This window comes from Paraglaciecola chathamensis S18K6 (assembly GCA_000314955.1).
Classification (GTDB): Bacteria; Pseudomonadota; Gammaproteobacteria; order Enterobacterales; family Alteromonadaceae; genus Paraglaciecola; species Paraglaciecola chathamensis.
On the sequence record BAEM01000063.1, the window covers coordinates 92,814 to 116,849 of the forward strand.

Genomic DNA, 24,036 nt, shown 5'->3' on the forward strand with positions numbered 1-24,036 from the left:
GTGAAGGTGACTTAAAACAAACAGCAATGTGAAACCAACTGAGAGAAAACTAATAATGAAACTCGATCGCAAAGCGTTAACAACAGGTGCTTCGAACGCCAAATCTTCTTGGCTGACGGCCTTATTGTTTTCTGCTATTTCTATTACCGCCGGTTGCAGCCCAACGCATAGCCCAGTGGAACCGACAGAGAAAGGCAGCTTTCATTCTCAGCGCCAAACTTTGATCGATGAGTTTTCCATAAAGGATAACGTTTTCGCTACGCTAAAAGCACAAATAGACACTACAGATCCTGAAAGTGAAAGTTATTGGCAGTGGCGAATAGACCAGTACATGTACGGTCAATATCCAGAATACCAACCTGTTTACAATGCTTTCAAAAGCGATAAAAGTTTTCACGATATCTACGGGCTGTCAGAAGAAGATTTAGGCCCTAAAAAACCGTTACCTGAATCACTCCCGGAATTACCGCTAGGCTATTTCACAGAAAACCTACGTGGTAACCCCCATAGAGGCTGGCATTATGTAGACGGCGATACGGTATACATCACCTATCAAGGCCAGTTAACAGACCCTTACATCGCTAAATACAATCTTGTTACTCACCAATGGCAGGGGCCTTACAAAGCAGCAGAGAGCACTCTGTCAAAGGGTGAACGAAAAATAGATAGTCATGGAAGGCCAATCATAGAAATGGACCGTGACGGGTATTTACACATTGTATACGGCGGCCACGGTGGAGAGCGTGAAGACGGGTTAAACCCAATGTCTATTGATACACCTCACGCTGGCGGGCGAATGCTGCATGTCATGTCAAAGAAGCCCTATGATATTAGCGAGTTTAAGTACATAGATGACATATCGCCCTTTGCCTCATATACCAAAAGCTACAAAATGGGTAATGGCGATATCTACTTGTTTACACGGGCAGGTACGCACAAATCCCCTTGGGTGTACTACAAAATGAAAGCGGGAACCCATAGGTTTGAGAAACCAGTAATAATTACAGTACCAACGCCACAGCAAGATAACCCAATCAATGTGGATACGTTTTATATCAATCCATTGAAAATATCTGATTCAGAAATCGCGATCAGCTACTTATGGCATGAATGTAATTTTCTTGAAGTACACGACAAAACGACCTACGCCCGTATTAATGCATATTACATGCGTTTAGATACAACAACTGACACGTTCTACAACGCCCAAGGTGAGCAAATACAACTCCCGGTAACACTTGATGTAGCTAACAAAAAAATGCTCGCTTTCGATTCCACTGATAAGGAAGAAACGCCTTTTGGTACCTCGCCTGTGGTATTAGAAAGTGGTACGCCGGCTGTAGCATACGAGGCTCGTACAAAAGATATTCGCGAATGGCGCTTGGCTGCATTTAAAGATGAGCAGTGGGAGCATAGTCTACCTATGCCCAACACCGTAAGTCGCACGCTTCGCGGTAAGAGTAACGAAGAACTATATAAAATTTTAAGTTTAGAGCCGCTTCAAAGTGAGCACAGCAATCACGAGGCTGTGGTGATCTACCGTGATCAAAATAAACACACAGCATTCGCAAAAGTAACGAGTCAAAATGGTGTGAACTGGCGCGTGTCAGATATCTACCTTTCGCTTAAAAACACCCGCATTCAAATGGATGCCATTCATGATGATTCAGATGACAGTGTAGCCGTTATATTAAATGTTAAAAAAGGCGCATCCCAACGCTTATATTTATGGCAAGACGGCACCTTTAGAGCCCCCCAGAAAGACGAATCAAACCTTGTTACCCTTTCCAACAATACGGTAGGCATATATGAATCGTTTGAAGATGGAGGTTGGAATGCCGCATCACCCAGAGGGTTCACGCCGGGGTTAAATACTGCGCTTCCCAAGAACCTTATGTTCAACCAACTCCAAAGCGAAAACGCTTTTGATTTGGAAACAGAGGTTGTTCGCAGTGGTCAGTACGCCGCAAAACTAGCATGGCATCATGAAAATCCAGCCGCTTACAATGGCAACCCTAAGAAAATGGATAACGTCGATAGAAAAGCCATGTTCCACGGATTCAAAACACGAAAAGTTCAAGACGCAGAAGCTTGGTTTGGGTTTAGCTTTTTCTTTCCACACGAAGGAACACAAAACGAACCCAATGAATGGCTATTCTTTCAAATACACGGCAGCGCTGACAAGCGGTTAAAAGAACACTCAAGAAACCCTCCATTTAGCTTAACCCTTACTGAAAACGGCATGAAAGGGAATTGGAAATGGGACCCGTATGAGCTTAGCCCCACACGCCACGGCGACGGTACCTCAGCTTTTAAAATACCCGGCAGCAAAGCTGACTACCTCGATAGATGGGTAGACTTTGTTCTGCATGTAAAAGTGGATTACTCGGATGAAAAAACTGGTTTTTTAGAGCTTTGGGTAGACGGAAAAAAAGTCCTTAATGAGCAAGGTATTCAGTTTGGCTATAACGACGATAAAGGAATTTATCCCTCTTGGGGAATGTACTTCAATGGTGATTTAAGCGGTATGCAGAATGATCACTATCTGTATCTTGATGAAATACGTATGACAGATGACCCTAATGCAACTTACGAAGATGTGGCACCTGGGCAGTAATCAATAGCGCTAAGGTACTGCAGCAATTTAACGGCTTAGTTATCCGCAAACAAGGTTTGTAATATAGCTATAGTACCCACTCTGCCTCGCACTACCGAATATACCGAGCTCACAAATTGTACCTGTTTTTATTCGCGAAATACTGGGTAGATTAAGTTATTAAAGATAGAAATGAGTATGACGCTATCTACCTGGTCTCACTATTCCAAACAATTAGATCGCGCGCCCGACCTTGTTAACACCAAGCGACTAATTTTAATGTCACCTAAGTGCCATAGCGGTCGTTGAGTTTTAAAAATTTCAACGACTGCTGTGAACGTAAAGCGGCCCCTCAGGTATATCGATAGCCAATGGCAGGAATGAGCGATATACAGGACCGTCACCACCGCGATGGTGGTGGTCTTCCTCAGACAATGAGCGGACGTTAAAAGGGGAGATTTCTTATCTCTGGTCTTGGTCAATAGCGGATTGTTAAAACGCCATTACACTTGGCTTTGAGTTGGGACTATGTAATTTCGGAAATGCTTAAATCAACTATCTTTTCGAAAAAGGAACTTGCTTCGGTTTTTCGATGAATTCCTTTTTCCGTTCTAAAAACTGCTGATACACGTCAAAGTCAAAGCGCGCCACTGACTCAATAAGCTCTTGCCGTAGAGTGACTTTTATCTCAACTTTCGTATCGATGCTTTCATATTGTGTTGTGAAATTTACTGTGAGGTTATCTTTATCCCTATAACCTGATATGTGGGGGAGTATTGATATTTCTTGATCCATTCCTTCTGATTCATTTGGCTCCCCCAACGAAACGACCTGCCCGACATACACTTTGCGATTTGATAATGAGATGAGGACCGACTGGTCGTGGATGTACGAATACAAAAGTTCGCTATCTAATGGACTATCAGAGAGTACGTCTGACATTAGCTTTATCTTTGGATCGACGCCCTCTTTTTGCTGAAATTGATTCATAGCCCAATTTGTAATCCAAACGCGAATAAATGCGACGCCGTGCATTGTAACTGCTATCAAAAATAACCAGGTCAATTCGCTGGCATTCGAGTGTTTGGGAACGATTCCTTTAACAAGGGTTAGTACGAAGAAGTATAAGTCAGTCGGAACACAGAACATCGTTGGAGGAACGAAAGCATTTAGTATTGCTACGATTAAAAGTGCGTAAAAAAGACATTGAACACCGAGCCAAGCACTTTTCAGATAGAGTTGCTGACCTTCATAGCGGTGAAGTTTATAAAAATGGGGAAGACTGTAGTAACAAATAAAAAACCCGCACGTAAGTACGGGTAGTAACAAAAATGCGAGCATTTATTATCCTTTGGATTTGCTCAACCTTACAATATCGGCTGCCTTCCTTGCATCATTCTTAAATTTAATTGAGCGTCGAACTTCATCGGTATCGACCACTAACGTTCCGCGTCCCACAACCTTGCGAGACTTGTTAGCTGAGGATTTTAGGCTCTTGACGACATCATTGTCAGCATCGAAACCTACAATCCAATTGATGATTGCTTCCATAGAAGGTCTCCTCATTGTTTCGATAAATATGCTGTATATATTAACACTCTTTTCAGAAATTGCTAGGTATTCAGACGGAACCCATTGAAGAGGATATATCGTTAAATGACTTGCTTAACTACTTTGTAGAATTGGGTGTCACTGACCGTTAATCGCTCAGGCTGTGTAAAAACTCGTGATATGATTGCTAACCCTGATTTGGACGATACTCAACCGAATGAATGAGTAAATCATCGATTAGTAGCTTTAGAACTGAATTCTAGTTTTGTAGTATGAAGGGGAGTCTATTATGGTAAGTATGACGTTGTAACGCGGTTTTTTAGCGCGAATTTAGGCTAAATTTGCCTTTATTTTCTGATGGCTTCCATCAATCCAGTTGTTCCCATTATCCTCATCATTCTTTTTAAGTTATATGCCAACACATGAAGGCTCGTTTCTGTGCTGACATTTTTAATGCGTCTCGTCAGATAGTGAGTCGCTCCCATCCACATTTTAATCGTGCCAAATGGGTGCTCCACCGTTTGCTTTCGGGTCACGGTAATGTGTGATGCCTTTTTCAGTCGCTCATGCATGCTATCGATCACATTTTCGTGAACCCAACGCTTCATTTTTCTTGGCTCTTTCTTAGAGCGTGTGCACTGGCTTCGTATGTTGCAGTCGCGACAAGCGATGTGGTTGACGTAGACTTTGAGGTGCATCCCATGCTCAACAGAATTTCGTTGGTGAGGAAGGGTATTGCCTACAGGGCAAGTATACTCATCCTTATCGAGGTTATATTTGAATTCTGTTCGATTGAATATCCCCGCTTTAGCTGCACCCGATGTATCACCTTTCGGTACTAGTACATCAGAGCCAGTATCAAGCACGGCCTTGATATCTTCTCTACTGTAATATCCCTTATCAGCAATAAAGGTTATATCCTTGGTCTGGAGCACTTCTTGAACTTGCCTAGCTACTTGGTGCAACTTTCCTCGATCAGTGGTTTGTGTCACTTCGTGACTCACGATTAAGTGATGTTTAGTATCCACTGCTGACTGCACGTTGTAACAGACTTGGCGAGTCATATTGCTCGTTTTCATTAACCGTGAATCAGGATCGGTTAAGGATATTTGTTTATCAGGATGCTCGTTAACAGCCACTTGAATTTCTTTCAACTCAGCGAGTCTATTTTTCATCCAGGCGAGCTTGCCGTGCATTAATGTTATATCGTCATCTGATGTTTCTTTCTTGTCTTTTTCAGCCAGCAAAGACAAGTAATGCGCAATGCTATTTTCGATTCTGGCTATGTGGTCTCGCACTTTCTTAGGCGTGTAATTATTGGGTTTACTGTTAACGGCTTTGAATTTACTGCCATCAATTGCCACCATCACATCAGAGAACATATTCATCTCACGGCATAGCTCGATAAACGTGCGGCAAGCATTTTTAATTCCTTGTCCGTTGTCCTTTCTAAAATCAGCTATCGTTTTGAAGTCAGGTTGTAGTCGCTCTAATAACCACATCAATTCAACATTTCTATGTGTTTCTTTTTCCAATCGACGTGAAGACTGAATACGGTTTAGATAACCATAAATGTAAAGCTTCAGCATAGTGGCGGGATGATAACATGGACGGCCAGTTGCTTTGGCTTGAACCCTTTCGAAACCGAGCACTTGGAGCTCTAAACTGTCCACAAAAGTATCGATAACGCGGACGGGATTTTCAGTTGTAACAAAATCATCCAAGGCTTCAGGAAACAAAGTTGATTGCTGTCTTGAATGGCCTTTAATATGGTGAGACATCTCAGATTTCCTCTGGTTTGGCTTACCACTTTATTATACTAAACCTGCACTTTGAGTTGGATCACTTGCTAAGACTGATTGATCATGAGAATGACAGGCTTAGACCAAAAGGTGATCAATAGTTTTCACACAGCCTGCGCTCTAAGCAGACGTTAGAAATTCCTTATCCGTACACTACAGCAGCTAATTCATTGTTTCGTATCACCATCGCACTTCATACTTTTGCACCGTAAAAGAAGGGATTAAGCTTTGTATTATTACATCTGAATGCTGGGAAGTGCCCTCGGTTTTCCCCTCTTGCCACTCACTCCAATTAAGAGAATCCATTTTCCCGTATTTGTCTCTATTCTTATGAAATACTGATTGCCCTTCTTCGTTTAGAGCGTTGTGAACTGAAGCGGTTGGGTGTGCGTCGGCCTTGCGCCAGCCACCCTGGCTTTCAACTATCATAGCTTTGGGAAAATCGTTGAAGAACTGTTGCTCAATATTCGTATATCGATCAATCTGCGCAACACGATACTGAAACCTTGTACCAGCTGGCTTGTCGACTTTCATTGCTAGTGTAAGTGGCTCAGGCTTTAAATAGCTTACGTTTTTGTTGTTGAAATTAAACGTTAGTACGTCCATCCCCTCTCCTTCCTTGCGAACTGAGAAGATTCCGTCAATGCGATTTCCCTGTACTGTCCGGTCACTCGTTGTAGCGTTTTCAAATACTGTGTTACCCAGCATAGAGTGTAGCGCTAGTTGCGTCATCGCTTCGGGGCTGTATGAGCCATCACGCATGTTCCCCCACTGAAACACCTCTTTAATATTTTGCTTTAACATCATCTTACTCAACATGGCAAAAAATGCAGAGTTGTGAGAGGTAGCCACACTTACAAATCCCGCCCGCTTCATTTTCACAATGAATTTATACTCATGAATTTCAAAGCTAGCTTCAGGGTTATAATCTGCATGCTCCAAAATAGGGGCTATCTGATTAGCATAAACCTTATCCATATCCATTTCGTGAGGGTGGGTTATGTGGGGGTAATAAGAAATCGCCAGAAAGTCGTAAGGCACTTTGTTTTGCTTTGCCCAAGTTATAAAGTAAGTGGCGTAGGCGTTTTCTTTGTTGCCCTTGTAATCTACATATTTACTTTTATGAGAGGCTTCTCTGAAGTGAGCCCCTACTTTCGCACTGGGCAGCACAGTCTTAATTGCTGCTACTGTATTGCGATAGTGATCAAAAAATTCCTCTCTGCTGGCCGACCAATGCTGGGGCCGAGTATCTATTTCAGATCCCACTCTAAATCGCCAGGAAGCCACCCTTTCCTTACCGTAACGTTCAATCAAATGGGTAATGAAGTCCTGAATATACTTATTCCATGCTTTGGCATCGTTGGGCGGTAGCCCGTTTCCATAAACGCCCACTTTATCTTTCTTTAAATAATGAGCACCGTCAGGTTCCTCTACGAAGGTATGCCCTCTTTGAAAAGCCCAAGGTGGGTTATCTAAAACAATTTGAAATATGTCCCAATCATTATCTATCCAGCTATCGATACGCTGGGTAGCTGCTGCGAAATTATAAACGTACTTTTCGCCGTCCCACTGGTAAGTATCACCCGTCAAATCTTGGTTGTACCAACCTCCTAACATTCTTACCGTATTCACTTTAGGGGGCCTACCAAACGTAGCAGGTTTCGATTTCGGGTTACCACGCTCTGTTCTCACGGCTACATCAAAAAAGTCGTATAGCGGGCCTATTTTAGTATCATCTTTGGTAAAGTCTGTGGATAGCACCATCTCTGTAGAAGCAGTATTGTTTATGTGGCGCTTTTCATAAAAGCTCGGCGCGTCTAAGGGGAATTGCTTACGCAGCAATACCGCCAACCCTGCTTCTATTTCCTCAAACTCTTGCTTGCCAGACACATTAGCCGAGGCGATGTCACTGTGCCGATGGTCGTATAATTCGGTATATTGAACTGCTTGAGTTTTTGCATTTCTCCATTCGGTATAACGCCAATCACCGTTTGTAACCGACACACCCATTATTTTTCCACGGTTAAATAAGCTATAAGCCGCTGACTTGTGTTGACTTTTAGGCTTATCCAGTACCCCAAGTAAGCTTTTCCCATCCACTTTGGGAGGATTTATGCCTGCTGCTTCCGCTAACGTTGGGAATATATCAACATTCTCCACGAGCGCATGTGAAGCTTCACCACTAACACGCTTCGCATAAGAGCTTTCTCTGCTAATAATCAGCGGTACTTTGGTGTCTAGCTCCATATTAGTATGCTTGTTCCACGCGCCGTACTCACCAAGCTTGTAACCATGATCGCTCATCAACACAACCATGGTATTTTCTCGCAGGTCCATTTCTTTAAGTGCCTGCATTACTCTACCAACTTGCGCGTCCATGTAGCTTACCGATGCGTAATATCCATGCCTGAGCTTTTTGGTAAGTTCATCATCAACGTCGCCTTCTTTAGGAATACCGCCATACATTCGAAGCTCGCCCCAGTTTGTGAGCGCAAGGCGATACATGTCCTTTGGCTTATTTCGACTTGGCACTGCAAACTCGTCGCTGTCATAGAGGTCCCAATAACGTTTGGGGGCGTTAAAAGGCAAGTGCGGCTTACTGAGGCCAACGAACATCAAAAACTTGTCGTCTTTCAGCTCTTTTAATGCGCGTATGGCATCACTGGCTACTTTTCCGTCTTTATAAAAGTCGTCTTCTACCTCGCCAGCCTCATAAGCAAACCGTTTCTCTTTATTACCGTCAATGGCGTAAAAATTATCGAGCTTTTTAATATGAGTAGACCAGTTTTCTGCATCGTCGACTGTACTGTGGTAAACCTTACCAATACTAATGGTTTTGTAGCCATTGGCTTTAAACAATTGGGGCATCGACACCACATTTGGCTGATTAGGTCTAAGTCGACCGTCTTTTCTAATGGTATACAATCCGGTCGTTTCAGGTCGTAAGCCTGTCATAATGCTGACCCGAGAAGGGCCGCAAATAGCTTGTTGTGCGTAGGCTCGGGTAAACTTGACTCCTTCTTTAGCCAACTTATCAATATTTGGGCTATGCACCTGACTGTGACCATAAACGCCCAAGTCAGGTCGAAGATCATCAATCAAGAACACGACGATGTTAGGAGATTTATCAGATTGACTTGCATAAGTCATTACGCTGAATAATACACCTGAAAACACAAGCATAAGCGCAGCTAAGTTTTTAAATACTAATCTCATTTCTACCTCTAAAACTTAAGTTGCGTTTATTTTCCAGGTGCCTGGGTCAACTTCAAAATTGATGTATTTTGAAGTCTCTGACACAAACTTCACACCGCTCACATTGTTTCTAGCTTGCCCGTTTTGCCACACTACTTTGCCATTAACGGATATTTTACTGATATCAAAATACTCTTTGGGCACTCCGACCATAGCCACTGTATTAACTGGGGAGGTGAGTTCAAGCGTAAGGTTTTCTGAGGTGCGGCTGATTACAAAATCAATATCGTCTTGCACACTAGGCACGCGTTGTTCAATGCGTTTCATGTGCGCCATGTTAGGCATAATCTGATATGTCTTCCAGGCCACAGAAGTTGGCGCTATGCCGGCAATATATTTGCTCAGTACCGTGCTAGGTGCGTTCCATGCATGATTTTCAGTTCCCCCGCCGTTCATGTATTCGGTTAACGTAGACCGAACCGGGTTAGCTACCTGTGTGCCATAGCGTTCTTTCATTCTAGACAGTGCTTCATCGTAACGTCCGGCCTTTGCCATGGCGTTATAAACCATCCATTCAAAATGCGGGCTGGCAAAGTGGTTGGGTACTAATACGGTGTCGACTATTCGGCCATATTGTGACTCGTCAGCTAAACCGAACAAGATTGCAACCGCATTAGCTCGGTCATCTTTAAACTGTTGGGGGTTACTGCTGTAAAAGCCGTTTTGCCAGAACGTAGCTCTAAACGCGTTTTTTAGCGTGGCAATGCGGCTATCATAGAAACTGAGGTGAGTATCGTCACCTAGCACCCTGGCCATCTTGCGTGCAGATACCAGCGCACTGTAATACAGTGCATTTTGAATAACGTCATAATCTATGGTGTCCTGCGGTCCCCAGTCTGTCCATTTCCAGGCGCCACTTCTGAATGTGGCGAGGCCGTTTTCACGGGTTCCCCATAAAGTGAGGTACTTATGTACATACGGATAGGCAAACTCAAGCGTCTCACGATCGCCGGTATTATAGTAGTAGTGCCAAATTCCTTGCTCAATAAACTGTAAACTCTGTGCGGGCAATTCTCTAAATCGACCAGGCCCTAAACCTGCGAAAATACCGGTTTCACTATCGCTGAAGGCAAGTGTTACTTTAATCGCCTTTTTAAGTAAGTCTCGGCCAGGCTTATCCATTGAGTAAAACAGATAGCTTGCCTGGTCGGCTACATCGCCAATCCATAAACCACGCTCTCTGTCAGGGGTATCCATAAAGTTATCGCGGGCACAAATGTACAAGGTATTTTCAGCCATCTGCCAAATGCGCGTAAACCAAGTATCGTCTGCTTCAAAATGGCCAGGCGTTGAGCCAACCCCAGTCCAGCGATATTTTAAGCCATGCACTGTCACACCTTTTGGAAAGGTGTATTCTATGGTGCGGGCGTTAAACCATGAATACGACTCAAACTGCTGCCGACCCTCTTTTGTCGTGTACTCAGTCTCAATGGTGTTAAGTCGCATATTCGAATCGATATGTACGGTTTGGCCTTGCTCAGTCTCTATATCAAAATAGGCCGTCACGTTTTTATTAAAATCAAGCACACATTTAATGGTTTCGCCGTTACTCACAAAAGGAAACTTGCTGGCGGGATAATTCTCGCAGTAAGCTAATCCATAGTTGTTAAGAATTGGGATTTCACTTGGAAAAAGCGCATTAAAAGGCGCGCGCGGTGGGCGGTGCAGGCTTTTTGCTTGTTGCCATGACGTATCGTTATAGCCGGGCATATACCAAGCATTATCCGTCCAATCTCCCATGCTATTTCTGGCATCATAGTTAATGTTCCATGCAGCCACGCGATACGGAGATTGCTTTGTCACTCTCGTGGCGTAAGCTGGGTGTGAGCTTACTTTCCATGAGTCATCGGAAATAACCTGGGTATCGCCCACGTTAGCCTGAAAGACAAAGCCCCCTTTGTTAGACGAGATATGGGTGCCCTTTTGCCCGTTGTCACCGTAATACCATACCAATGCCGCAATAGTATTGGTGCCTTCAGTGAGGTATTGGCTGATATCAACTTGGTCATAGTATTTGTTAGATGCAATAGGAAAGAAATCAGTACGTGGCGCAGGTGTTACCGGGGACGGCCCCCCGGTATAACTTCCCTCGAAGACCACAAGTTCACCATTAATCCACAACCAATATTTGGTATCTGCGCTGATATAAGCAAGGCTTTCTTGAGGCATTTCATCTAGGCTAATTTCTTTACGAAATGCCATCCAAGTATTTGGATCGGTAAAACGTTCTTTTGCCCAAATCCACTCTGCTGTCCACTCAACGGCAAGCGCAGAATGAGGTAAAACCGAACCGAGTAGCATGATGCTAGCAATTATTATTTCTTTTGTACGCATAAATTGTATCCATTAAAGCTTTTACAAAGGCCTGATTGACCAAACATAAGCACGTTACTTTGATATCGTAATTTCGCCCGAAACAAGATAAGAACCTGGCTCAAGCCATAAATCCGTATCTGCCAACGCCTTACCATCTCGGGTCAGTGTTAAATCTTGAATAGACGGAAGTTTCAATTCAGCTCGGGTGTTTTTGGGTACAGTGATACTCATTGACAATTGATTGGCGGCAATAGACCAAGCCACGCTAATATCACCGTTTATGGTTGGCACAGTGCCCTGTAAGTTGTTCAGCTTGCTCGTGAACTGCGGATTGATTTGAAAGGTTTTGAATCCTGGCTCTAGTGTTCGAATTCCAAGCATCCCTGTATAAAACCACTCAGCCACGGCACCGTAAGCATAGTGGTTTAGTGAATTCATATTTGCTTTGTTAAAACCGTCCTTAATGGAATACGAATTCCATCGCTCCCAAGTGGTCGTTGCGCCATTGTTGATTGAGTAGAACCACGACGGATAGGTTTCCTTCAGCAAAATATCGTACATCAGTTCGCTATGGCCATATTGCTGAAGCACTTGATGAAACATAGGCGTACCGAGAAAACCGGTACGTAAATGCCGATCACTTTTCTCTAGCAAGTCTAATAACTTATCAACCGCAGTGGCTTGTTGGTCCTCAGAAAACAAACCAAACGCTAGCGGCAGTAAATAACTTGTTTGAGTAGTTTTGAGGTTAAGTTCAACAGTTTTTGGTGATTTAAGCCGTTTCCCTTTTTCTCTCTTAATTTGCTTAGTCGTTGTGCTTACAACGTTAAGGGCATCATCAAAAAAGAACGTTCTGAATTTTTGCTTAATGTTATTAAATAATCGTCGATATTGATGAGCATCAGATTCATAGCCTAGCGCCTGTGCAGTTTTGGCCAAAATGTCGACCGAGCGCGCGTAATAGGCTGTAGCTATCAAATCTGGGTGCGTGTCGCCTGATGCACGCCCGTTTTCTGTAAAAGGCTGTAGCCAGTCACCGTACGTGCCGATATTTGAAATATAATCAAAGCTATTAAACTCGGTGAATTTTACCCACCGCTTCATCATTGAGTAATTTTCCGAAAGGATCGTTAAATCACCTGTATGCTGATATAACTCCCATGGAACTATGGTTGCCGCATCACCCCAGGCAGCGGCGGTTCCCTCAGTAAGAAACGGGCGAAACGGCACAAATTTGGGGATCATTCCGTCAATGCCCTGCTCTTCTCGCATGCTCTCTAGCCATGATGCCCAGAATGCGTAAACGTCTGCTTTGTATAAGGATGTGCGTACAAAAACTTGAGCGTCACCCGTCCAGCCTAACCGCTCATCGCGCTGCGGACAGTCGGTTGGAATATCAAGAAAGTTACCCCTTAGCCCCCACAACACGTTGCTTGATAACTGATTAAGTTTGCTATGGTTGCTGGAAAAATTGTCATATACATCGAAATCAGAATGAAGCACCTTCCCTGTAACCCAATCCAGCGCTGGCGTTGCTGTTTTGTCATAACCCGACACTTCTACGTAACGGTAGCCATGAAACGTAAATGTTGGTTGATAGGAAATTAGGCCATCAGAGTTAGGAATATACCAATCGGTACTTTTGGCCGAGCGTAGATTTTTAACATAGAATTCCTCTCCTTGCAGTGCTTCAGAAAAACGAATTTTTACGGTTTGGTCCTTTTTCACCGGTAGCGATACTTCGGGCACGCCTACCATGTTTTGACCCATGTCGAAAATGGCTACACCATCTTTCACGCTCAGAAGTGTGATAGCAGGAATTGTTTTTGTTACTCTTACTGGCGCATGACGTTTCGGCCGCAGCTTAACCACAGGTACACGTGGCTCAGAGTAAACACGTTTCCAGCCCTCACTATCAAACTCTGGAGTATTCCAACCAGGCATCTCATAATTCGCATCATAGCGCTCACCATCGTAATTACCCGCAGTGCGAATGGGGCCTTGGTCCGTTGATAGCCAGCTATCATCCGTTACAATTAGCGAGCTAGTGCCGTCTTCAAAGGTGACCTCAAGCTGCGCGATAAGACGCAGTGGTGTTACGTAATCCTGCTTTGTAGGATGGAAGATACGACCTTGCCACCCTTCTGCCAATGTAGCACCAATGGCATTAGCGCCTAGCTGTAGTAGGTTAGTAACATCGTAAGTCAGCGTCTCAATACGTTTATGATATGGCGTCCATCCCGGAGTCATGACATCTTCACTGACAGCCTGACCATTGATGAATGGCTTAAAAACGCCCTTTGCAGTGATATAAAGACGAGCCCGCTCAATCGGCTTATTAAGCTCAAATTTTTTGCGTAAATACTGTGGCGGGTAGTATTGGTTATCTGATTGCTCAATAGCGTTAGGACTAAGCACTTCTGTACGCTCATTAGTGTCTGGATGCCCTATCCATTGAGCGTGCCAATCACTGTTTCTCAATAAGCCAGTTTCTAGCGTCTGTATTTCACTCCATTGTGAACTATTGCTTTGTACATCCCATGTTTTAACTCGCCAAAACACGCGTTGCCTTGATTCCAAAGTGAGGCCTTCAGGTCTTATCCAAGCGTTTTTAGAGGAGGTTACTCTTCCGCTATCCCAAATGATTTGTTCGGGCTTGAATGCATCGTCGCTTGCAACTTGAAGTTGGTAGTTTTGCTGAGCTAGCTGAGAAGACTCGGTGTCAAGCTGCCAACTAAAACGTGGCACGCTCTCATAGTGGCCGATGGGATTTACCATCCCTTCTCCCACCGTAAGTCCAATGGGAGGAGCTATTAATGATGACTCATTGTCATTGATGGAGTCAGGCCCTACGTGCTCGCAGGCAACAACAAAAATAGCGAATAAACATAATAGTGAGTAACGATAATATGACATTGTTTGGCTCAAATCAGACTTTATATAATTAGAAAAGGCACCGAATTGTGAGATTGATACCCTTAAAATTTAAATTCAATCAAATATAGTCAAACAATGTCTTAAATGTTAAATTTGCGTAAATTATTACAGTGTTGCGCATACACTAATTGTGTGACGCTAACGCTGCTGACATGAGTAGTGAACTGTCGCGATGAATTTGATGATCACATCGTAATAGAGAGGTTAAGGTGTATCAAAACGTGCCATCACCACAGGGTAATCGAGGTTCTTTGGATACAACCTCAGACATGTTTTCGGCAATGTTTGAATCAGAAAAGCAACGTTTGTATGCATACATCTATGCCTTTGTTTTAGACAAAGCGGCCGCGGATGATATTTTTCAGGAGACAAGCGTTATTCTTTGGAAAGAATTCGAGACTTTTGAGCAAGGAACGAGTTTTAGAAAATGGTCAAATACGATTGTGTTTAACTGTGTCAGAACGTACCGAAGACAACAAACAAAACTCGTCTCAGGTTTGAGTGATGAGTTGCTAGAGCAGCTATCAGCAGTAGCTTCCCATCAAGATAATACAGACCAAAAATGGGGCATGCTGCAGCATTGCGTTTCTCACCTCTCTGCTTCCGCACACCAATTATATTATGGTTTTTTCATAGAAAATTTAAGCGCACAGGCACTTGCAGACAAAACTGGGCGCTCGATTTTTGGTATTCGTAAATCTATCCACTTGCTTCGCCGTAAGCTCTTCGACTGCGTTGATAAACAAAAAGTGGAGCACGACACTTGAATCGCTCAGAAAGGTTTGAGGAAGTTCGGGCCATAGCAGATGATATTTGCGCAGGTACCGTTACACAGATGCAGCTTCAAAAACTTGAATCACTGTTGAGTAACGATGAGCAGGCTCAACGGTTTTACCTTGATTACATCGAATTTCACTTTCATCTTAAATCGAATGCTCTTCCAAAACTTGAAATAGTCAGGCGAAAAACCTTCGTCGACGAACTTATTATGCGGCCCACGCACGCTTCAAATTTACCTCATCAAAACCAACCTTATGAAGCCTCCTCTGAAAAGAGAGCCGCGAGCACAAAACGTAAGTTCTATTTAGCGGGGGGACTCACAGTGCTGTGCATGCTGGTGGTATACCTAATTATTCAATTCAAACCACTTCCCGACGAACCCTTTATAGGAAAAATAGTTAGTGGGGAGCTGTTAATTGACGAAAATGGTAACGTACAAAACACTCTCGTTTATCCTGGTATGTACAAAACCGAACGACCGGTCGAGCTTGAATTACGCTCTGGTGATAGCTTAATACTCTCTGCTCATTCGCACTTTAAATTATTTAACTCTACCGAAATTGAGTTAAAAAGCGGTGAGGTTAACGTTATCTCTCATTCAAATAAGACTATTGCTATTTCTGCCAACGCCTCTGATATTCAGATGCATTCGGGCAAGTTAACCGTAAACATTGACAGTGATGCAACCTCGGTCTCTGGTAACACCAAAGCAAAAATCTTTCCTAAAACATGGCGACCTAAACACTTTTGGAACCTCGATGATGTTGGCGACAGAGTGATGGACTTTGCAGGTCGCGCAGTCGGTGTTCCAAGTAGTGGAGCTCAACGCATCGATGGACTCGTCGGAAAAGGCGCTTTCTATTTTGATAATGGAAAGCATGCAAGAATTAACGTGGGTAGCGGAGGTGGAAGTGCGCCCGCAACAGGTTCGTTCTCCGTTATTGATGGTGTCACTATAGAAGCATTGATTAAGCCTTTATATAGTGGAGAAGGCCCAACTACGACACGATACGGTGAAATTGATGAGATTTTCAGGAAAGATCAAAGTGATAAAGATCATAGAATACTGCTTAGCTTTCAAAATGACCGCAACAAATCAATAGTAGTGCCAGCTGGAGACTATCCAGAGTCTCTAAGCTTCGGGTTGTACATTTTAGGTCAAGGGTACCATGAGCTCAAACTACCATTAGACGGCAGAGACGGACGTCCAACGCTTCAGCAGTTAAAAGATGGAAACTTTCACCATGTGGCGGCAACTTATGACGTTGAAAGTGGGATAAAAGCAATTTATATCGACGGAAAAGTAGGCGCACTTTACCGATACCCACCCGGCTCAAAAGTATTGAGCGGTGGAGCGGGGTTAGCCAATATTGGCAATTCTCCTAACGCTCAAGGGCACGCCGCAGAGGCCTATGCGGGGACTATAGATGAAGTGGCATTTTATGATTTTGCGCTAACACCTTTTATGGTAGCGCTTCACTATAACAATGTTTTGATGGGCCTGAATTACTACGGCAGCCAGCCATCTGCAAAAGCGTTACCGTACAAAAGCCATATAGAACTTACTCCTAATAAGACGCTACTACTAGATAACATCACCGGCTTACCCAAAGACAATTTTTAAACAGAAACTATTAACCCACCTACAACTAATATCCTGCTACCTAATACATTAATGTCAAAATAATGTAAATTATTTTGATTGATAATGATTGCTTTTGGCTTGTTTTTATAGGTAGTATCAACGTCATCAAATTTCCCGAGTCAAAAGAAGAAGAGGGTAATGTGGAAATAAACAGACGGATATTCTTAGGCGCTATGCTGTATGTGGTTTCAGCTTCTGTTTTACCATCAGAGCTAAAAAAGGTGCTTAAACTCAACGTCTTTAAGTCAGATGCGGCTTTCTTTAACGCTGATCAAATGACGCTGGTTTATGATCTTGCGAATATAATGATACCTACTACAAACACCCCTGGAGCTTCAGATTCTCACACTGCGCAAGTGTTAGATGAGTTAATGGTCTCTTGGGCATCGTCATCCACTCAGCGACAATTCACCAACTTCTTAGCTCAATTTCAATCAAAAGCGAAAGGTGCTAACAACTCAAACTACTTTTCACTCACAAAAAAAGAGCGTGAAGCCTTCGTAGAATATGTCGATGGAAACGCTTTCGAAAAAGACAGAAACGAATTTTCAACGGCATATAAGCGAATAAAAGCGCTGATTTTCCATATTCACTACTCTTCTGAAGAAGCTAATCCCAACTTCTTCTTAGTCCCTGGCGGATACAAGGGAAACCTTACAGAGTCTGAGCTGAGTGCAATCCACAAGAGAAAATACTTATGAACAAAGAATATGATGTCATTATTGTTGGTTCAGGGATCACCGGTGGCTGGGCAGCGAAGGAGTTTTGCGAAAGAGGCTTCAATACCCTAGTTTTGGAGCGAGGCAGAAACGTAGAACACAGAGGGCCTGAGTACAAGGATTTTCAAGCGCCATGGGAACTACAAAACCGTGGAATGCCTGATGAAGAACTCGCCGATAATGGTCACTACGCTACTCTAAGAAAAAAAGGTCATTTATACAAAACAGATGCACTGCATTTTTTTGTGGACGATAAGAAACACCCCTACAGCTTTCCTAAAGATAAACCCTTTATGTGGACTCGCGGATACCAACTGGGCGGACGATCTTTAACATGGGGGCGTCAAGCTTTGCGATGGAGCCCTATGGATTTTCAGGCAAACGCGAAGGACGGGCATGGTATCCCTTGGCCTATTAGCTACGACGACTTGGCACCTTGGTATAGTTATGTCGAAAAGTTTATCGGCGTTTCTGCCAATAAAGATGGCTTAGAGACATTACCTGATGGGGAATTTCAAACGCCATGGGAAATGAGCTATGCCGAGCAATATATTTCCAACAATATTGCGAAACGCTACACCGATAGGCACCTCATCATTGGCAGAGCGGCAAACCTCACATCACCAAGTCAGGAACAAACCGCTTTGGGTCGAAGCAAATGCCAGGCTCGTTCATACTGTCGCCGCGGGTGCACATTTGGCGCTTATTTTAGTTCTCAGTCAGCCACTCTTCCTGCTGCGCAGAAAACCGGTAATTTGACGGTAGTCACCGATGCGATTGTGGAACGAGTTGATTACGATGAGAGCAGTAAAAAGGCCTTGGGTGTTACCGTCATCGATACAAATACGAAAGAAAGAAGGCAATACAAAAGCCGTGTTGTTTTTATGTGCGCATCATCTCTTGGTACCGTGCAAGTACTGCTAAATTCTAAATCGGAAACGTTTCCAACCGGTATCGCAAATGCCAGCGGCATGCTGGGACGTTACATACTGGGACATGTCACCGGTGTAGTGGCGAGTGCAGATGTACCGGGTGGTGAAGATAAATTTGCATTTGGACGACGCCCTATTGCTACTTATATCCCAAATTATCGGCATGAAAAGCGCGCTGATGCTGATTTTGTAAGAGGTTTTGGCTTTCAAACCACCGCACAACACCGCTCCTCTACCCGGCCCACGGCCAAAGAAAAAGGTATCGGAATTATTGCCAAACAAAACGTTGGGCAGCCGGGTCCGTGGCGCTTCAGAGCTTTTATGTACGGAGAAGTACTGCCCTATTATGACAATGTCGCCACCCTGCATCCTAGCAAAAAAGACGAATGGGGCATGCCCCTACTTCATATCGATGCCGAAATAAAAGAAAACGAACGGAAGATGATTAAGCAGGCGGCTAAAGACATTGAAGAAATGCTTGAAGCAGGCGGTTGTACAAATATTGAAGTTGCTGCCACACCACAAAGCAAGCACATTCCCATGGGCAAACAAGTACATGAAATGGGCGGCGCATGTATGGGAAGCGATCCGAACACATCGGTACTAAATGGCTGGGGGCAAGCACACGATGTACCCAACTTGTTTGTAACCGACGGCGCTTGTATGGCTTCGTGTGCAACACAGAACCCGTCCTTAACATACATGGCTATTACCGCTCGCGCAGCAGACTACGCGTCAAAATTACTTCAAAGAAACATCATCTAAGGTGTGAATATGCCAAACAGAATAATCAAAATCTTAACTCAAGTATTTAGACCACTATTAACGACTTTCATACTCGCATGCTTTCCGTTTGTATCGCTGGCAAACGGTGATCAGCAAGAGGCACTTCCTCTCAAAGAAGGCGTTATGGCCCAAATGGAAAAGGTAGCGAATTGGCAAATAGCCCGTACCCAGCATATGACGCATGTTGGCCGAGCGAGAGCGGGGTCTGAAGCTTACGGAAGGTGGATTCAAGGCGCCTTTTACAAAGGTTTGACAAAGCTAGCTGAGCGCTCTGAAAATCCTTTTTATGAAACATGGATTGGTTATGTTGGTAAAGATCACAATTGGAAGCTAGGGAAAGTAAAATACTTCGCTGATGACCATGTTATCGCCCAAACTAACCTTTGGTACTACCGCAGGCACAAAAACGAAGAAGCGCTTGCGCCAGTAAAAGAAACGTTTGACTGGCTCATTGAGCAAGCCCCCGACAATAGCCTCGAATTTGTGGCGGACAGAAATAAAGACAAGGTACACAACTGTCAGTGGCGTTGGTGCTGGGCTGATGCGCTGTTCATGGCTCCTCCTGCGCTCTTCGAGTTGTCTTCTATTACCGGCGACCCGAAATACGCGAACTATGCCCACAAAGAATTTAAAGCCACTATCGATTACTTACAAGACCCGAAAACCAAACTTGTCTTCAGAGATTCTCGCTTTTTCAATAAAAAGGGAAAATTCGAAGAACAGGTGTTTTGGTCACGGGGTATGGGCTGGGTCTACGCTGGCGTCGTTCACTCGCTAGAAAGTCTTCCTGTTGGCCACAAATATCGTTCTTATTATGAAGCACTGTATCTTCAATTATCAAAAACCATAGTAGCGCTGCAAAAAGCCGACGGTGCCTGGCCTATGTCATTACTTGCAGGGGAAAACTATAAAGAACCCGAAACAAGCGGAACCGCATTTTTCACTTACGGGATAATTTGGGGAATGAACAACGGATTACTAGAAAGCGAAGCTTACTTACCTGCCGCAATGAAGGGCTGGAAAGTACTGTCGTCAGCCGTGCACCCCGACGGTAAATTCGGCTGGGTACAAGGCGTCAATGAAAAGCCCGACGTGGTGACAAAAGACGATTCTCAGCTTTTCGGAGTTGGCGCTTTTTTACTTGCTGGCAGCGCACTATATGACTTTTTAGGGCAAAAATGAGCTTTCTTTCTCAACCATCACGGACACTGCCTTGCTAGTGTAAAAACGTGATCATAAATATTATATAAAAATTAAAACAGTTTGTGTCATTGGTATAGCGTCGTTTACTGGGCATGTGTTGGCGGCGCACTGTACTAATAATCCTACCGATCCAAGAGGAAATGCATCTGCCTTAAAAACGCTTGGTAGCAAGGTACCAACACAGGTTAACGTTGCGATTGTCAGGCACCTACTACATAAGCACCACCAAAGAAGCAAGTGATGGCAATACCAATTTAAAAGGCATTAATGCCACACTGAGAAAAGACCTTTGATCTTCACCCCGTTTCGTAGACACTTAACTTGTCTGTTCACCCTCTAAGAATTAATAAGTAGAACCACTCAACCTAATCGTTTTAGATTGTTTCCAATCCACACATATTTATGCGTCTCTGCCAAGTGAAAAGATCATGAATTATTTTTACTTTAACTGACATCATTCTGATCTTACTTTGCGCTATGAAATTATTAACACGAGAGACTTCATAATGTAATAAAAGAGCTCGATAAAAAATCATCAACATCGCAGATGTCTAAGTCTGACGATAAAGCGAAAATTCGTCGCTCATTTTGTTTTTAAAGTAAAAATCAAATCGCAAATACGACAGTTAATCAATGGTCAAATATATTACCCTAAAAAAGGATGATTTGGTTGAAATATCAGGTGTTACCCCTGAAACGGAAAAAGTGTTACCCCTGAAATAAAATTTCAGGAGTAACGGGGGGGATAGGATCCAGAATTGAATTATTCGGTTTCAGGGGTAACGCTTTTTCACTGCGCTCCAAGACCGTTTTTCGTCTTACACAAACTCTGCAATTCAGAACTGACAAAAATCAATGTTTTTAGCTTTTTGAGTGTCAAAATAAACTGCGAATCACGATTTTTGAAATTGACCCAAAATCGTCATTTTGAGCAGATGAGATGAGACTAAACGGCGTTGAAAGGTATGTTATTCAGTCAAAAAATATTACGACTTAATCAATAAAAAATGTCAAATTTCCTTCCCGAAAATTTACAAAACAGCAGAAAGAAACAGGTAAAAAAGCGAGATAAATTTCGACATTTAATCACAAAAAAGTTGCTCGAAATGATTCAAAAAAGATCTACTAAATAGTATCTTTTGGCCGTCAATTTAAAACACTTTTTCGTTATTAACTTGCTTTAAGAGAATGCATTTCAATCGACTTTTTTCATCAATAAAGCAGTCAATTCGTCTAATTTTCAATTCACTGAGTTGGCCACTTCACGTGCATAGCTAAGCCGAAATAGCAAAAAAAAAGCGAACACACGGGACCTTGCGCACGTAAAATTTGCCCAAAAAAACGATGATTCAGTAGTTTACATCATGGTAAATGCTTCAGTCGCGCACTCTTTTTTCAGAGTATATCACGCAACTAAATACTTAAACTTAGCATCTTCAACGAAGTAATCGTCAGAATATATCGAGTGTTGAGGCAGTGGGACTGCGTCTAATTACGTATCCAAGCCCAGCGATATAGCGTGAAGTAGTTTGTTTGCTGCGTTAGCAAAATTCTTAAATTCACTGGCACTAGTTTCTAAATTAGAGCGTCTTTCAAGCAATAAATTTAACACTTCTCATCGTACTTAAAGCAGTTTAATTTGATTTCAATATGAATTTTTTAATACCTTGCATAATACCAAAAACGCTTACATTTAGAGTGCTTAAAAAACCACTACAACTGCCACTATTGTTTTGGAACAATCTTTAAGGCAACACGGTACCGGCCGAGGTTTAAAGCAGAAATACATCTAAAATGGGTGTCTAAAGCGATTAACTAGCTGCATGTTTTATTGTCCTGAATATAATGTTGGAACGCTATCGAGTTGACCGGCTTCCTCAGCACGTTAATCTCGCCGACTGATACAAATACTCAACTTACAGGGCTATCTGGCTTGCAGCACAAGGGTATGGCTCGGCAAATTTGAGCGTTTAGTAGCTACACTATTAATTGATGATGTCGATCAATTTTACTGAGGAAGCGGACTTATAAAACATATTGTTGAATTCAAACGTGAAACCATAGCCTCAACCATTGTGATAACAATTCCATTAAATAATTACCCTCTGAGAATTCATTCAGCGAGTTTTAACAACGCGTCGGTGTGCAGTACTGGTTGTTCCCTTTCAAGTACCAAGAACGCAGTGCAAAACCCGTAGGGGAATTCCCTTTGGGCGAACTTAAGACTGCTCCGACTTTATGGGGGTATTACATTTCTTCATCAATAAAGCAGTCAATTCGTCTAATTTTCAATTCACTGAGTTGGCCACTTCACGTGCATAGCTAAGCCGAAATAGTAAAAAAAAATGTAGTTTTCGAGCCTAGAAGTTGATCAAAAATATGGCAATTAAATACTTAAAAAACCTAACTTGCCATCTTCAGCGAAGTCGAAAAGCCATTGAAGAGTATTGGGTTAAAAAGCTTTCTACGTCCATAAACAAATCGTTTGCTGATTGTCCCCATTTATTTAACCGTTCTAACACCTTGCAATAATTTATCAGAACAACTGCTACCATGAATGACAGAAATGTCGCCAGTGGTTTCAAGTACGACAGCACGAACCTGTGCGAGGTCTAAAACATTTGCTTCTCGAAGCTTCGCAATGAGGTCACTTTCAGCCACACGAGTAGCTTTTAAGGCATCATGTAAGATCACCCCATTCTGCATCAGTAAAGCAGGTTTATTTTGCATTATAGACTCGAACGTTGTTGATTTTTTACGAAGAGTGGCGGTGGAATATTGGACGATGAAGAGCATCGCCATAGATAGCATTGTCTGTATAAAACTAGTCCACTCGGTTGATTGGCTTGCTCCTGCGAGTAAAGAACCAATGGCAACCGTCATAACAAAATCAAAGTTGGTCATCTTAGAGAACGATCTCAGACCATTTACGCGTACAAGCAATACAACCCAGAACATTGCAATTCCGGTTAACAAAATAGCTCGTAAAAAAAGGTCCACTAATGGATCGTTAACAAACATGACTACCTCCTTAATTTCGTGCAAATTTAGTATTTTAAAAACTAGCTGTAAAATACTAGTGGTTACCTTGGATTGTATTCCCCCTAATGCGTTTTCTGTAGCGTTACAAAAGATGGTAGGTGCGGCCTAGACGTTTTTCATTAGCAAATTAGTGTTGCTAATATCAAGCCTATTCAGCAAAGACCAAGCCAATTTGAAATGAAATTGGCTAAAGTAGCTTAACTGCCGCGCCCACTCTGGCTCAGAGATAATTCTCAATATCGTCAATTACTATTAGCTCTTAGTAGTTAAAAATGTATGAGCATGAAAGCTTGATCAGGAATACTTTTTTACACGATTTTGCTTAAGGGGAAGGTAAATTATTCCTGTAACTGAAAGCGCTAATGATTATAAAAATTTCGTTTCCATTCACATAATGGCCAGTTGAGACGATCTTGATTGTGTTAATATTGCGGGTTTAACGGCTGCCGATTTAGAGTCAGAAATACTAGCG

The 24,036-nt window shown here is 42.9% G+C and carries 13 protein-coding genes; 6 read left to right on the forward strand and 7 right to left on the reverse strand.

What is annotated here, in order from left to right; translation table 11 throughout:
* Positions 1–55: 55 nt before the first annotated feature.
* The gene (locus tag GCHA_RS22000; protein WP_007992292.1) at positions 56–2,617 is read left to right on the forward strand and encodes a heparin lyase I family protein; all 2,562 of its coding nucleotides are present in this window, start codon (positions 56–58) and stop codon (positions 2,615–2,617) included.
* Between the two features lie 534 nt (positions 2,618–3,151).
* Here GCHA_RS22000 and GCHA_RS22005 read toward each other — a convergent pair.
* The 6 genes from GCHA_RS22005 to GCHA_RS22030 all read right to left on the reverse strand — a co-directional run bounded on the left by GCHA_RS22005 (position 3,152) and on the right by GCHA_RS22030 (position 14,436).
* Entirely contained in the window at positions 3,152–3,937 is a 786-nt protein-coding gene (locus GCHA_RS22005; protein ID WP_007992294.1) for a hypothetical protein, read from the reverse strand.
* 3 nt (positions 3,938–3,940) lie between these two features.
* Positions 3,941–4,147, reverse strand: coding sequence for a hypothetical protein (locus GCHA_RS22010; protein ID WP_039992909.1), 207 nt, complete (start codon positions 4,145–4,147; stop codon positions 3,941–3,943).
* A gap of 347 nt (positions 4,148–4,494) precedes the next feature.
* Entirely contained in the window at positions 4,495–5,928 is a 1,434-nt protein-coding gene (locus GCHA_RS22015) for an IS1182 family transposase (RefSeq protein ID WP_007992296.1), read from the reverse strand.
* A gap of 201 nt (positions 5,929–6,129) precedes the next feature.
* Positions 6,130–9,165: a sulfatase-like hydrolase/transferase gene (locus GCHA_RS22020; protein ID WP_007992298.1), complete on the reverse strand. Its 3,036-nt coding sequence runs from the start codon at positions 9,163–9,165 to the stop codon at positions 6,130–6,132.
* 15 nt (positions 9,166–9,180) lie between these two features.
* Positions 9,181–11,538, reverse strand: coding sequence for an alpha-L-rhamnosidase-related protein (locus tag GCHA_RS22025; protein WP_007992300.1), 2,358 nt, complete (start codon positions 11,536–11,538; stop codon positions 9,181–9,183).
* 54 nt (positions 11,539–11,592) lie between these two features.
* Positions 11,593–14,436: an alpha-L-rhamnosidase gene (locus tag GCHA_RS22030; protein WP_052018014.1), complete on the reverse strand. Its 2,844-nt coding sequence runs from the start codon at positions 14,434–14,436 to the stop codon at positions 11,593–11,595.
* 242 nt (positions 14,437–14,678) lie between these two features.
* On the opposite strand from GCHA_RS22030, the gene GCHA_RS22035 reads away from it, so the two are divergent.
* From GCHA_RS22035 to GCHA_RS22055, 5 genes are all read left to right on the forward strand, one after another.
* Positions 14,679–15,224 (forward strand): sigma-70 family RNA polymerase sigma factor, encoded by a 546-nt coding sequence (locus GCHA_RS22035; protein ID WP_318249033.1) that lies wholly within the window; start codon positions 14,679–14,681, stop codon positions 15,222–15,224.
* The gene (locus GCHA_RS22040) at positions 15,221–16,861 is read left to right on the forward strand and encodes a LamG-like jellyroll fold domain-containing protein (protein ID WP_039992910.1); all 1,641 of its coding nucleotides are present in this window, start codon (positions 15,221–15,223) and stop codon (positions 16,859–16,861) included. Before GCHA_RS22035 ends, GCHA_RS22040 begins: the two co-directional genes overlap by 4 nt.
* Positions 16,862–16,935: 74 nt before the next feature.
* The gene (locus GCHA_RS22045; protein ID WP_007992304.1) at positions 16,936–17,583 is read left to right on the forward strand and encodes a gluconate 2-dehydrogenase subunit 3 family protein; all 648 of its coding nucleotides are present in this window, start codon (positions 16,936–16,938) and stop codon (positions 17,581–17,583) included.
* A complete protein-coding gene (locus tag GCHA_RS22050; protein ID WP_007992305.1) occupies positions 17,580–19,298 on the forward strand; it encodes a GMC oxidoreductase in 1,719 nt (572 codons plus the stop codon). Before GCHA_RS22045 ends, GCHA_RS22050 begins: the two co-directional genes overlap by 4 nt.
* 9 nt (positions 19,299–19,307) lie before the next feature.
* A complete protein-coding gene (locus GCHA_RS22055; protein WP_007992307.1) occupies positions 19,308–20,501 on the forward strand; it encodes a glycoside hydrolase family 88/105 protein in 1,194 nt (397 codons plus the stop codon).
* A 2,523-nt stretch (positions 20,502–23,024) separates the two neighbouring features.
* Here GCHA_RS22055 and GCHA_RS22060 read toward each other — a convergent pair.
* A complete protein-coding gene (locus GCHA_RS22060; protein ID WP_007992312.1) occupies positions 23,025–23,543 on the reverse strand; it encodes a DUF421 domain-containing protein in 519 nt (172 codons plus the stop codon).
* Positions 23,544–24,036 lie beyond the last annotated feature (493 nt).